The organism is Nonlabens sp. Ci31 (assembly GCF_012974865.1).
In the GTDB taxonomy this organism is placed as follows: Bacteria; Bacteroidota; Bacteroidia; order Flavobacteriales; family Flavobacteriaceae; genus Nonlabens.
Map to the genome: position 1 here is coordinate 1932873 of NZ_CP043633.1, position 13343 is coordinate 1946215.

The window sequence follows — 13343 nt, forward strand, 5'->3', positions numbered from 1 at the left end:
ATTTTAATAACCTTTGTCATGCACTCCACTTATCGCACGTCCAGAGGGGTCGTTCATATTCTTAAAGGCTTCATCCCATTCTAATGCGACCGGTGTAGAGCAAGCGACTGATTTTAAGGAAGGTACACAGCTGGCAGCGGCATCGCTAGGAAAGTGTTCTGAGAAGATACTGCGGTAATAATATTCTTCTTTGCTTTGCGGCGGATTGATCTTGAATTTAAAAGGAGCAGCTTTCATCATCTCATCTGTCACCACATCTTCAACTACTTCTTTTAAGGTGTCTATCCAGCTGTATCCCACACCATCACTGAACTGTTCTTTTTGTCTCCAAGCGACACTTTTAGGGAGGTAATCTTCAAATGCTTCTCGTAAAATGTGTTTTTCCATTTTTCCATTTCCACACATTTTATCTTTAGGGTTTAAACGCATCGCCACATCCATAAACTCTTTATCTAAAAAGGGTACGCGTCCTTCAATTCCCCATGCCGCTAGAGATTTGTTTGCTCTTAAATTGTCATAAAGGTGTAAGCTGTCGAGCTTACGTACTGTTTCTTTATGGAACTCTTCTGCATTAGGGGCTTTGTGGAAATATAAATACCCTCCAAAGATTTCATCACTTCCTTCTCCAGATAGCACCATCTTAATTCCCATTGATTTAATGACTCTTGCGAGTAAGTACATAGGAGTGGAGGCTCTAATGGTAGTTACATCATAGGTTTCTAAGAAATAAACGACGTCTTTGATAGCATCGAGTCCTTCTTGAATAGTAAAATTAACACTGTGGTGCACGGTGCCTATATGGTCTGCAACTACTTGTGCAGCAGCGAGGTCAGGACTTCCTTCTAATCCTATTGCAAATGAGTGCAATTGGGGCCACCAGGCGTCTGCATGGTCGCCAGATTCTACTCTTTTAGAAGCGTATTTTTTTGCTATAGCACTAACAATAGAGCTGTCCAACCCGCCAGAGAGCAATACTCCGTAAGGCACGTCGCTCATTAAGTGCCTGTGCACACTTTCTTCCATCGCTTTTTTTAAATCGGCTACAGAGCTTGTATTGTCTTTTACGGTCTTATAATCTTTCCAGTCTCGATCGTACCATTTCGTAAACTCACCAGTTTCACTATAATAATAATGTCCTGGAGGGAATGGAGCGATCTCGTTACAAGTTCCTTCTAGTGCCTTAAGCTCGCTAGCTATGTAAAATTGGCCTAATTCATCATAGCCGTAATACAGAGGTATCATTCCTTGATGATCTCTTGCGCACAAGAAAACATCTTTCTCCATATCATAGAGCGCAAAACCGAACATACCGGTAAGCTCATCCATAAAATCGATTCCTTTATCTTGGTATAAAGCTAGAATGACCTCACAGTCCGATTTTGTTTTAAAGTCATAATTGCTGTAATGATCTCGGATATTTTGATGGTTGTAAATTTCGCCGTTGACCGCCAAAACTACTTTTCCGTCAGGACTGTAAAGTGGTTGTCCACCAGATTGCGGGTCTACGATTGTTAGTCTCTCATGAGCCAGTATCGCATTATCCCCGCAATAGATTCCTGACCAGTCTGGACCTCTGTGTCTTAACTTTTTAGATAATTCTAAGATTCTTTCTCTCTGCTCTTGGCTATCTTTCTTCAGCTCAAACATTCCTACAATACCGCACATAATTTAAATTTTTAAATGAAAAAAGGCCTACTTGTGAAGTAGACCTTTTGAATATTTTAAATACCAGAGACTACCCTACGTTTGTGAAGGATTATTATTAGTTCTGAAATTATTATTTATTGACATAACAAGACAAACATAATTAAAAATATTTCATAACCAATTGATTTGTTCATTTAAAACGCTTATATTTTACTACAACGCTTTCGCAATAAAATGGAAAGAATATAAACTTTGCTTTTGTAATGAAATGAATGTAGCTTTAATTCCGCTTTCGCGAAAGCGGCATTCCATAAGCCCATCAAAATATTTTTATATTACCTGCAGGAATAAATTCTTCAAGGTTTTAGGTCCAGGCTTGCTATTTGCGAGTACCGCGATAGGGGTGAGTCACTTGGTACAAAGCACTCGTGCGGGAATGATATACGGATTTGGTTTTTTACTTGCTATTGTAGTGGTCAATATTTTAAAGTACCCGTTTTTTGAGTACGGAACTCGTTATGCGGCAGGAACAGGAGAGAGTCTTATCGATGGTTATAGAAGTTTAGGTAAATGGGCTATTATCGCTTATTTCTTTGTGATGATTGTAAGCTTGTTTTTTGTGAGTGCAGCAGTATTTCAAGTGACTGCTGTTTTTATGAAAGAATTGTTTCAGCTTCAAGAAATGGCATATAGGTTTTTACCTCTTCTTTTAATTATAGGGTCTTCTTTCTTGATACTCGCATGGGGGAAGTATAAATTCCTCGACGGCTTTATTAAAGTAGTTGGTCTGGTAATGATTGTATGTGTAGCAATTTCTTTTATTCTTGTCATTTATAAAGGAGCAGCAGTCGCATCAGATCAATTTGAAGGTCCAGAAATCTGGTCTCTGAGCACCATTCCTTTTGCTATAGCGCTTATGGGATGGATGCCTACAGCGGTAGATTTAAGTACTTGGAATAGCCTCTGGACGCTGGAGAAGCAAAAAGCCTCAGGTTATAAATCTACGGTAAAAGAGGCTACTAATGAGTTTGCGCTAGGATACTGGATAAGCGCAGTTCTTGCAGTGATGTTCCTCACATTAGGTTCCTATTTAGTTTATGGAACGGATACTGTTATCATTTCTGGAAGTGCAGGATTTGCAAATCAAGTTGTTAATTTGTTTACCAATGCCATGGGGCAGTGGTCTTATTATGTCATTGCGACTGCTGCTTTCTGTATCATGTACGGAACAAGTCTAGGGGTTCTAGACGGTTATTCTAGAGCCTTAAAAAGAACGAGTGAGGTGTTGTTTAAGGCAGGATCTGTAACTGCCGAAAAGTGGTATTTAGCCGCTTTGAGCGTAACTGCTTTGGGAGGTTTTAGTCTTTGCTATGGTTTAAGTGGTAACCCTAAAGGTTTTCTTTTCCTGGTAGATATTGCAACGGTATTATCTTTCCTATTTGCACCTATTGTTGCTACCTTAAATTACAGATTGGTGACAAGAAAAAAATTCCCAGAAGAGCATCGACCTAAATTTATCATGAGGGCAATTTCTCTTGTGGGAATTTTTACTTTGAGCTTTTTATCACTCGTTTACATGTGTTACTATTTTGGAGTGTTAGATTAGTGCTGGGCGTTTTCTTTAATGAGATCAGGCATTTTTGCAGCAAATTTTTTGAATCTAGGTATAGAGACACCTCTTATGTAACCTTGAGTAGGATGCAGCTTTGCGTAATCTTGATGGTAATCTTCGGCTTTCCAAAACTTCTTAAACGGCTTCACCTCAGCAGCAACCTCGTAACCTTCTTGAGTGAGATCAGAAATTTTAGCTTCAATAATTTTTTTTTCATTATCATTTTGATAAAAGATGATACTCCTGTATTGAGAACCGTTATCTGGTCCCTGTCCGTTTGCTTGTTCAATATTTTGTGAAGCAAAATAAACGTCTACTAGTGTTTTAAAAGAAACGAGTTGAGGATCATAAATGATCTCGTTAGCCTCAGCATGACCAGTTCTTCCAGTGTTGCTGTCTTCATAAGTAGGGTTTTCTGTATGGCCGCCAGAATAGCCAGATATAGATTCATTTACTCCTTTTACACCTTCATAAATTTCTTCTACACACCAGAAACATCCACTGGCAAAGTAAGCACGTTGCATTCCATTTTGAGCAGCCACTTGAATAGGGTCTGTATTTACGGCCTGTTCAGTCTCTTTGTTTGAATCGGCGCATGTTGATGCAAGAAGAAACATCAGGAAGAAAGATAACATTTTCATATATTCATTATTATACATATAAAAATATGCTTAGTGCGGAGAGTAGAGTATTAAAAAAGGGTTAAATAAAAAATCCCTTTATCTGTACAGATAAAGGGATTTTCTTGTTAATAAGGTAGGGACTAAACTTTAGCAAATACTTTATCCATTTTTTCAACTTGTTCATAAGCTAAGGCAGCGTCTACAAGAATTCTTCCCGAGTGTTCGTCAGTAATAATTTTCTTACGACTTGCGATCTCTACTTGCACTTGTGGCGGAATAGTAAAATAAGAACCACCAGAAGCACCTCTTTCAATAGGCACCACTGCTAGACCATTCTTTACACTTGTTCTGATACGCGTGTAGGCTTTGATCAATCTTTCTTCGATTGATTTTGCGTGATCATCACTCATTTTCATAAGTGCTTCCTCCTCCTTTTGAGTTTCTTTTAGAATCTCTGCAAGTTCAGATTTTTTGTGTTTTAAGTGGTCAGCTCTTTCATCAAGGCGTTCCTTGCTTTTATCTATCACTTCTTTTTGTTGTTCGATTTGCGCTTTGAATTCACGGATATGCTTTTCAGCAAGTTCCATTTCAAGTTCCTGAAATTCCACTTCTTTAGAAAGAGAGTTGAATTCACGGTTGTTACGAACGTTTTTTTGTTGATCTGTATATTTGGTAACAAGAGCTTTAGACTCCTCGATCAAATTCTTTTTGGACCTAATTTTTTCAATAAGTTCATCAGAATGAGCGTCTAGTTTAGACAATCGAGTTTTTAATCCTTCTACTTCATCTTCAAGATCTTGTACTTCTAGAGGTAATTCACCACGCACGTTGCGTATTTCATCTATTCTAGAGTCGATTAATTGTAGGTTGTAAAGTTCTCTTAACTTATCTTCTACAGTAGCCTCGGTCTTTTTTGCCATCTTTTAAAAATAATTAACTGGGTTTGTTCGCGCTTGTGCACAAAGGACTGCAAAATTACTAAATTTTTCTTTAAGATATTCATGTAAAAGGTTTTTTGTAAACTGCTCGCTTTCATAATGTCCCACATCACATAATAGGAGGTCTTGGCCTTGAAAGAAATCATGATATTTAAGATCGGCTGTGATATAAGCATCAGCTCCAGATTGCAAGGCGTTTTTTATAGCAAATGCTCCTGATCCTCCTAGTAGAGCGACTTTCTTGATAGTTCGCTTTCGTGAAAACGAGCTTCTTACAACCCCTGTTTTAAATACCGACTTTGTTTTCCTTAAAAATTCTTCTGTTTCTAAGGCTTCTGCTAAATCGCCAATAACGCCCATTCCTATGTTTTGATAGCTGTTTTCTAGGGTGGAAATCTCAAAAGAAACCTCTTCATAAGGATGAAAATTTATCAAAGTAGCTTTTATTGCAGCTTCTAAATGAGGTAAAAATGTTATAGAAAGTGCTTTTTCTTTTACAGTACTTCTTTTTAATGCTTCCCCTAGCTGCGGTTTACTCCATTCATTCCCTCTAAAGGTGCCTTCACCATCGGTAGAAAAACTGCATTCTGAATAATTGCCTAGTGTGCCAGCCCCAGCTGCAAATAGTGCCTCCTTTACCTCCTCAAAGTGGTCCTGCGGTATATAGGTAACTAATTTCTTAATGAGTTGTGATTTAGGAATTAAAGTCTTGACATTGTTCAAGCCCATTTCTTGGGCCATTCTATAACTCACACCGCCTTTTGCAAGGTCTAGAGCGGTATGAGTAGCATAGATGGCGATATCGTTCTTAATTGCCTTAACTACAGCTTTGCGCACGTAGTCATCAGGCTGCAAGTGTTTCAAACCAGAAAAAATAATCGGATGGAAGCTTACGATAAGGTTGCAATTATTGTCAATCGCCTCATCAACAACATTTTCTAGACAGTCTAGAGTGACTAAGATCCCCGTTAAATCAGTGGTTTTTTCTCCAGTCAGTAATCCCGTATTATCAAAATCTTCTGCATAAAATCTTGGAGCAAGAACTTCTAGATGTGCAATAACATCTTTAATCTTCATAATAGTAATATTTATGTCTGTTGTAAAATTAACCTACTTTTGAGCTCATGCAAGAGTTAAGACTTTTATTATATCCTTTTTCTGTTCTTTATGACGGTATAACCTCTTTGCGTAATTATGCTTTTGACAGAGGAATTCTAGAGCAAAAGGAATATCAGATACCCATCATCGCTGTAGGTAACTTAAGTACTGGAGGTACAGGTAAGACTCCTATGATTGAGTATCTCATCAGACATTTTACTGGTAAAAAGATAGGTGTTTTGAGTCGGGGCTATGGTCGTAATACTTCTGGTTACATAGAGCTTTCTGAAAATGATTCAACAGAGCGAGCAGGTGATGAGCCTTTGCAGATCAAAAGAAAGTTTAAAAACTTAATTGTAAGTGCGGTTTGTGAAAAACGAGTTGATGGAATAGAAAGGCTTCTTAAAGAACATCAGTTAGATTTGATATTGCTCGATGACGCGTTCCAACACAGATATGTAAAAGCGAGTCATTATGTGTTATTGACAAGTTATGACATGTTGTACGTGGATGATTATCTGTTGCCGGCTGGTAATTTGAGAGAATCTCGCAAAGGAGCGCAGCGTGCACAAACCATTATTGTTACTAAATGTCCAGCTGATATTTCTGCTATTCAAAGGAATGAGGTTAAGCTAAAGCTGAAGTTGTTGCCGGGACAACAGGTGTATTTTTCCTACATAGGCTATGAAAAAGAACTTCAAGGAGTGGATCATAAAATCCTTCTTGATGGACTAAGAGGTAAAAAGGTAACGGTGGTCACAGGAATCGCAAAGCCAAAACCTTTTCTAAAGCATTTAAAAGGTTTTATTAAAATAGAACATCTCAATTATAGTGATCATCATGATTTCACCTTGCAAGAAGTGGAAACTATTAGGAATAAAAAACTAGTGATTACAACAGAAAAGGATTTCATGAGATTAAAAAAACATGAGCTTAGAAACCTTTATTACTTGCCTATTCAAACAGAATTTGTGGGTAAAGAACCGGTGTTATAGGACTTCATAATTAGTGAATACCTTCTGTATTTTTTCAAAGAATTCGTGCATTTTAAAGGGCTTAGGAATGATGTCATCAAACCCTATTTCGTAGAATTCTTTTTCAGATTCATTTAAAGTAACCGCAGTAAGAGCTATAATAGGAATTTCTCTATCAAAGGTTCTTATCTCTCTAGTCGCTTCTTTTCCGTCTTTAATGGGCATGTGAATATCCATTAAGATCAAATCATACTTTTTAGATTTTGCTGCTTGCACGGCCTCTTCTCCATTATTAGCTACCTCACAAGAAAAATTCTTTCCTTCAAGAATTTTTCTTGTAATCATTTGATTGATTTTATTATCCTCAACGATTAATATTTGTTTGTTTGATAACTCAGAAGGTGTGGCCTGTTTTTCATTTAGTACACCATCTTTTGCTGTTCCAGTATTTTGTATTTTATTTTTATTCATCTCATTGGAAGAGTTTGTAGTTTGAGCAACAGGAGTTTTTAAAACATCCTTAATCTTTGTGCCTGGAGTAGTTGGATGGAGGCGTTTATTATTAGAAATATGAGGGTATTGTCTTTCATCGTAAAATTTATTAGAATCTGGAAGTTCAAACCATATTTCAAAGGAAAATTTACTACCGCTGTCTACCTTGCTATAGAGCCTTATATCACCACCCATTAGGGTTACCAAGTTTTTCACAATGGCAAGTCCTAAACCTGTTCCACCGTATTCTCTAGTTGTACTGCTTCCCTCTTGCGTAAAGTTTTCAAAAATAGCGATCTGTTTTTCTTCAGAGATTCCTTTTCCATTATCTTCTATCTCAAAATTAATCAAACATTTACCTGATCTGGCATTTACTTTATGAACTCTTATATAAATATCGCCATCCTTAGTGAACTTGATGGCGTTGCCTATAAGGTTGATGAGAATCTGAGAGATTTTTACAGGATCTCCTTGTAGTCTAGAAGGAATACTATCATCGTATTCAATATGAAGATTGTTATTGCGGTCTGTAGCTTGCCCTTTCAGGGATAAGCTAATGTCATTTACTCTTTTATTAAGATCAAAAGGTATTGTTTCTAACTCCACTTTATTAGCTTCTAATTTGTTAAAATCTAAAATATTATCAATCAAGGATAGCAGGTATTCACCAGAAGATTGTAAAGTTTCTAGATGTTCTTTTTGATCATTTCTAGGATCTTTTTCTAATAATAAATGGGTCAAACCAGTCACGGCATACATAGGGGTTCTTAATTCATGGGTAATGGTTGAAAGGAAGTCTGCCTTGATTTTTGTAGCGTCTTTAGCTCTATCTCTTTCATCTATAAGCGCCAAATTTTTATTTTCTAATACATCATTACTTTTTGCTCTAAGTTTATTATTTTTAAATAATGATAAGGTAAGTAAAGAGAGTAGGGTTATAAAAATACAAAGTAAAATATAACTGGTGTCACGTCCTTTAAGTTTTTGAGTCTTTTCATTGTTAGAGTCCGTTAATGCTTTATTCGTTTTTTTCAACTCTGCAAGCTCAATGATCGAAGCAGTTTTTTGAACAGAAGCAGTTTCCATATTGTAAATAACGGTATACTTCTCTAAATAAGTTATACTATTTTCGAACTCCCCCTCGTTTTTTAATAATTCAGAGTTGAGGAGATAACTTTCTTTGAGTAAGGTATTAAATTCATATTTTTCAGAAAGCGCTATGCTTTGAGCGAGGTAATTCTTAGATACTATATATTCTCCTTTTATAAAAGTGATGCGAAAAAGTTCTAATTGTGCTTTTGCTGCAGAATGAAACTGTTTGTTGTCTAATAATTTAGGCAGTAATTCTTCTAAATTCTTTTTTGCTTGATTGTATTTTTTAACTTTAAAATCTAATGCTGCTTGTTTAAGCTGAAGGTTATAACTTAGCTCTATATCTCGGTTTTGAGCTAGTATGACTTGGGATTTTAAAATGGCATCTTGTGCCTCTACTAAGAGGTTGGAATTCATTAAAAAATCTGATTTTAAAAGTAACAGTCTAGCATAGTCTGTAGAAGTTTTATCAAAATGCGGGGCCAACTGGTCTATTGTATTTTTTGCATTTTCTAACTGGCCTGTTTGATTATAGTAAGACACTTTTACCATTTCAACCTCTGCATAAATAGTAGAGTCTTTAGCGATTTCGCTGGCACTAGCGATCAGTTCGTTAGCTTCTGAATAGTTTGCCTTTTGTAAAGCAACCTGAGCTTTTTCTAGTATGATATTAACGACCCTTTGTTGTGTAGGTTTTGACACATAGTTTTCTTGTCCATAGGTTATATATTGCATTCCTAGGAGCAGAGTAAAAAAAATAATTTTCTGTATAGATCTAATAAACAAATTCAAGTATATAAAATCAAATATAGATTTAGTTATTTTAAAAAGGCAAATAAACATCCATTATTTGTGTTTTATCGATGTTTTGATCACGCGAGTTAACTTTTGGTTAATGTTTTTGCGTACAGAGCCATATCTTTTAGTCGGTGAGAATACCCACTTTCATTATCGTACCAACCTATAATTTTAACCATTTTACCAATTACACTAGTCATTTCAGAATCATAAATACAGGAGTAAGGACTTCCTGATATGTCTATGGAAACCAGTGGGACTGTAGTATAAGAAAATGTGTTAGGATTTGCTTTCGCGAAAGCGTAAAAAGCATCATTAATTTCCTGAACGCTTACATCTTTTTTTACATTAATAGTTAAGTCGGTAAGGCTTCCATTAGGAACAGGAACACGTATGCCACAACCACCTATAACATTACTCAATTCGGGGAATATTTTAGTCAGAGCCTTTGCAGCTCCAGTGGTAGTAGGTACGATAGACTGCCCTGCAGCACGGGCTCTGCGTAAGTCCTTATGTGGTTGATCGTGAAGGCTTTGGTCTGAAGTGTAACTGTGTATTGTTGTGATGTATGCTTGCTCTACACCGCAAAGTTCATTCATTACCTTAATAAGTGGCGCGGCATTATTTGTAGTGCAGCTTGCATTAGAAAAAATGAGATCTTCATCGGTAAGAATGTGCTCATTGACACCTAAAACTACTGTTTTTATGCCGTCCTCAATAGGAGGAGCGCTCAAAATCACTTTAGAAGCCCCAGCGTCTATATGTTTCTGTAGATCAGCCCTGGTTTTAAATTTACCAGTTGATTCAATAACGATATCCACATTTTTCCATGTAAGGTCATTGAGATCACTGTAATGAGTAAAAGATATTTGATGTTTATTGATGCTTATAGAGTCTTCATCAAAGCTAACATTAGCATCGAGGACACCGTGAATAGAATCGTATTTTAAAAGATGTGCCATGACTTCATTAGAAGCCAGGTCGTTGATAGCGACTACTTCAATTTGTGGATCATTAAATACCGTTCTTAAAAAAGTACGTCCTATACGCCCGAAGCCGTTGATGGCTACTTTTATTTTTACCATGTATTGTTTAAAGTGGTTTTGATTACTCTTTGTTTTTTATTTAAATATTGATCGATAAATAAACCTGTACATACGCCAATTAAAAAACCAAAAAACACATTAAAATGCGCAAAAAAGGAAAGTGCCATTCCAGCAAATGTCCCTATGATTGAAAATTGATAGGAATATTTTGCTTTTAATTGTTTTTTTATAAATTGAATAAAAGACTCGAGCGAGTTTTTGATTATTTGAGCAGACAGTTCTTTGTTTCTCAAACGTTTCATTTGAACATCTAATTCTTTTTGTAAGATATCAACTTCATCGTCGCTATAATCAAAAGCGATGATTTCAAAAAGTAGTTCATTCCATTTATCTAGTAGCAAAAGAATTTTTTTATCCTCATTTTCTATGCGATAATAGTTGATTTGTTCTATAGCTTCTTGAATAGTCATGTTACTCCTTTAAAGGATTTATACAGTCAATAAAAAGGCTTAAAGTATATGCTTATGCGCCTTATAAGAACTTCTTACTAACGCACCACTTTCTACATGCCTAAAGCCCATTTCTAGGCCTATAGTTTCATATTTCTTGAATTGCTCTGGAGTAATAAATTCTTTTACAGCCAAGTGTTTTTTAGAAGGTTGTAAATATTGACCTATGGTTACTATATCCACATTATTATCTCTGAGATCTTTCATGGTTTGTATTACTTCTTCTTCTAGCTCACCTAGTCCTAGCATGATACCAGATTTCGTGCGCTTAATGCCTTGTTGTTTCAAGTACCTAAGAACTTCTAAGCTCGTATCGTATTTAGCTTGGATACGTACTTCTCTTGTTAGACGTCTCACCGTTTCCATGTTGTGAGAAACCACTTCAGGATTTGCCTCAACGATTCGGTCTATATTTCTAGTGTTTCCTTGAAAATCTGGAATTAATGTTTCTAGTGTCGTTTCAGGGTTCATACGTCTTATCGCGGCGACAGTTTCCTTCCAGATAATGGACCCCATATCTTTTAAATCGTCACGATCAACACTCGTGATAACTCCGTGTTTGATACCCATTAATTTAATGCTGCGAGCTACTTTCTCAGGCTCTGCCCAGTCTACTGTATCTGGACGGCCGGTTTTAACACCACAAAAGCCACATGAACGTGTACAAGTGTTTCCTAATATCATGAAAGTTGCTGTTCCTTCTGTCCAGCATTCCCCCATGTTAGGACAGCTGCCTGAAGTACATATAGTATGTAAGTCATACTTTTCTACGGTAGCTCTAAGCTCTTTATATTTCTGACCTACTGGTAATTTAACGCGCAGCCATTTTGGTTTTTTCTGAGGTGGCGCTATTGATGTTGTTACTGATTCCATAATTCAAAGTTAATGATAAAGTAGTCGTATCAATAAGGATTACTAACTAGTTCCATTGTTTTGGTCGATGCACCATGTTAGAAATAAATAGTGCGAGTTGAATTCCTATTAAAATTAATTCTAAAAAGGGAAGTATAATGATGATATCGCTTTCGCGAAAGCGAGAAAAGCCCTTGCTTAAAACAACCCAAAAAACAACATATCTCACAAGAATAACCGCTAATATAATGATCCAATTGATACCAAAAAGAAGGCCTAAAATCGCTGAAATGATAAAACCTATTTGAGATATATAAAATAAAGCTAGCAAAAACTTATGAGAGCTCTTATAATGCTTTGCTGTATTGATATGTCTTTTTTTCTGTTTCCACCAAGAAGACCAGTCCGTTTTAGGCTGGCTGCTGGTAAAGGAATCTTGATTTAAAGATACTGTCGTGTTTTGAGAGGTGGCTGCTTGGTTGACAAATAAATCATCATCTCCACCGAGTACTCTCATGTGATTCATAAAGCCATTTACTTCATAAAACTGTGTCGCTGTATACGCTAGATTGCGACCTACGCCCATGTAAGGATTGCCATTCATAGCATAACTAAAATACTGAATGGCTGTTAGGACAGTTTCATATCTTATAAGTTTGTTGAGCAGTGAATCGTCAACTTTTTTATAGCCGCTATACCCCAGAACGATCGTTTTCTCTTTAGAAAGGTGTTTAGAAATAATAGTCAGCCATGCAGTACTGTTAGGAGTACAGTCGGCATCTATAAAAATCAAGTGATCGTTTACCGCTTTTTTAATCCCTAGAGTTAGGGCGTATTTCTTATTTCCCCAAAAACTCTCGTTACTAACTACATCTACCATTTTGATGCGATGGTCCATTGCCATGAATTCCTCAATGACATCTATAGTATCATCATGGCTGGCGTCATTTATTAAAATGATTTCAAAGTTGGGATGGTCTTGTTCCAATAATTTAGGAACTAATATTTTGAGATTTTCTTGTTCGTTTTTGGAACAAACAATTACAGAAATAGCCTCTTTTAAATTGCCTTGCGGTTGGGGTTCTATACTGAATCCGACTTTTGATAAAAATAAATTAAAAGCAATATTGATAATGGCAAAGCCCGCCAAGGCATAGAAGAATACACTTATTTCCATGAAGAGTAATTAGGTTCTTACTTGATCGTCTTTACAATCTTGTTCTTCAGGTAATTTACCACACATCCCACACGCATCACCATTTTTATTAAGATACGGATTCTGACTGGCACAAGTTCCAGCAAATTTACCGTCCTTTTTGCTCCATATTTTTATAGCGATACCCGCAAAGGCAAGTGATAAAAGGACAAATGATATAAGTATAAGTTTTAAATCCATAATGCAAATATAGGTATTAGAGTCAAGGGTTTACAGGCAAGAGCTATAAATTATCCCTTGGCTATTCATTGTTCATATCTATGATCATTTGATCATCTATAGTCGTTAGGGTTAAAAACTCATAGGCGATACTAAAACAATGTTGGAAGCCTTTTTTGATTCATGCACTATCTATTGTTTGTCAAGGGATTCGATTTAACTAGGGGCTTCAGGTGGAGGTTTTGTAAATTAGTCAAAGCTATGGGGCCCGTTAGGAGTATCCTGTA

Annotated in this window: 12 protein-coding genes; 2 read left to right on the forward strand and 10 right to left on the reverse strand. The window is 36.4% G+C overall.

The features are described 5' to 3' along the window. Positions 1 to 3: 3 nt before the first annotated feature. Positions 4 to 1665 (reverse strand): asparagine synthase B, encoded by a 1662-nt coding sequence (gene asnB / locus F0365_RS08525; RefSeq protein ID WP_169933308.1) that lies wholly within the window; start codon positions 1663 to 1665, stop codon positions 4 to 6. 250 nt (positions 1666 to 1915) lie between these two features. Here asnB and F0365_RS08530 point away from each other — a divergent pair, with 250 nt between their 5' ends. After that, on the forward strand, positions 1916 to 3253 hold the full coding sequence (locus F0365_RS08530; RefSeq protein ID WP_169933309.1) for an NRAMP family divalent metal transporter: 1338 nt from the start codon (positions 1916 to 1918) through the stop codon (positions 3251 to 3253). On the opposite strand, the gene msrA is transcribed toward F0365_RS08530, so the two are convergent. From msrA to F0365_RS08545, 3 genes are all read right to left on the reverse strand, one after another. Beyond that, on the reverse strand, positions 3250 to 3900 hold the full coding sequence (gene msrA, locus F0365_RS08535) for a peptide-methionine (S)-S-oxide reductase MsrA (protein ID WP_169933310.1): 651 nt from the start codon (positions 3898 to 3900) through the stop codon (positions 3250 to 3252). The two genes, F0365_RS08530 and msrA, sit on opposite strands and share 4 nt — an antisense overlap. Before the next feature lie 122 nt (positions 3901 to 4022). Further along, positions 4023 to 4802: a zinc ribbon domain-containing protein gene (locus F0365_RS08540; protein ID WP_169933311.1), complete on the reverse strand. Its 780-nt coding sequence runs from the start codon at positions 4800 to 4802 to the stop codon at positions 4023 to 4025. Between the two features lie 3 nt (positions 4803 to 4805). Next, a complete protein-coding gene (locus F0365_RS08545) occupies positions 4806 to 5897 on the reverse strand; it encodes a Nif3-like dinuclear metal center hexameric protein (RefSeq protein WP_169933312.1) in 1092 nt (363 codons plus the stop codon). 47 nt (positions 5898 to 5944) lie between these two features. Here F0365_RS08545 and lpxK point away from each other — a divergent pair, with 47 nt between their 5' ends. Further along, positions 5945 to 6913 (forward strand): tetraacyldisaccharide 4'-kinase, encoded by a 969-nt coding sequence (gene lpxK / locus F0365_RS08550; RefSeq protein WP_169933313.1) that lies wholly within the window; start codon positions 5945 to 5947, stop codon positions 6911 to 6913. Here lpxK and F0365_RS08555 read toward each other — a convergent pair. The 6 genes from F0365_RS08555 to F0365_RS08580 all read right to left on the reverse strand — a co-directional run bounded on the left by F0365_RS08555 (position 6908) and on the right by F0365_RS08580 (position 13077). Beyond that, positions 6908 to 9211, reverse strand: coding sequence for an ATP-binding protein (locus F0365_RS08555; protein WP_169933314.1), 2304 nt, complete (start codon positions 9209 to 9211; stop codon positions 6908 to 6910). The genes lpxK and F0365_RS08555 overlap by 6 nt on opposite strands. Positions 9212 to 9357: 146 nt before the next feature. Then, positions 9358 to 10359 (reverse strand): type I glyceraldehyde-3-phosphate dehydrogenase, encoded by a 1002-nt coding sequence (gap, locus tag F0365_RS08560; RefSeq protein ID WP_169933315.1) that lies wholly within the window; start codon positions 10357 to 10359, stop codon positions 9358 to 9360. Continuing rightward, entirely contained in the window at positions 10353 to 10790 is a 438-nt protein-coding gene (locus F0365_RS08565; RefSeq protein ID WP_169933316.1) for a hypothetical protein, read from the reverse strand. The genes gap and F0365_RS08565 overlap by 7 nt, the downstream gene beginning before the upstream one ends. A gap of 39 nt (positions 10791 to 10829) precedes the next feature. Then, positions 10830 to 11702 (reverse strand): lipoyl synthase, encoded by an 873-nt coding sequence (lipA, locus tag F0365_RS08570; protein ID WP_169933317.1) that lies wholly within the window; start codon positions 11700 to 11702, stop codon positions 10830 to 10832. Positions 11703 to 11748: 46 nt separating this feature from the next. Beyond that, positions 11749 to 12858, reverse strand: a complete 1110-nt coding sequence (locus tag F0365_RS08575) for a glycosyltransferase (RefSeq protein WP_169933318.1) — start codon at positions 12856 to 12858, stop codon at positions 11749 to 11751. Positions 12859 to 12867: 9 nt separating this feature from the next. Further along, the gene (locus F0365_RS08580) at positions 12868 to 13077 is read right to left on the reverse strand and encodes a membrane or secreted protein (protein WP_169933319.1); all 210 of its coding nucleotides are present in this window, start codon (positions 13075 to 13077) and stop codon (positions 12868 to 12870) included. Positions 13078 to 13343: the final 266 nt, after the last annotated feature.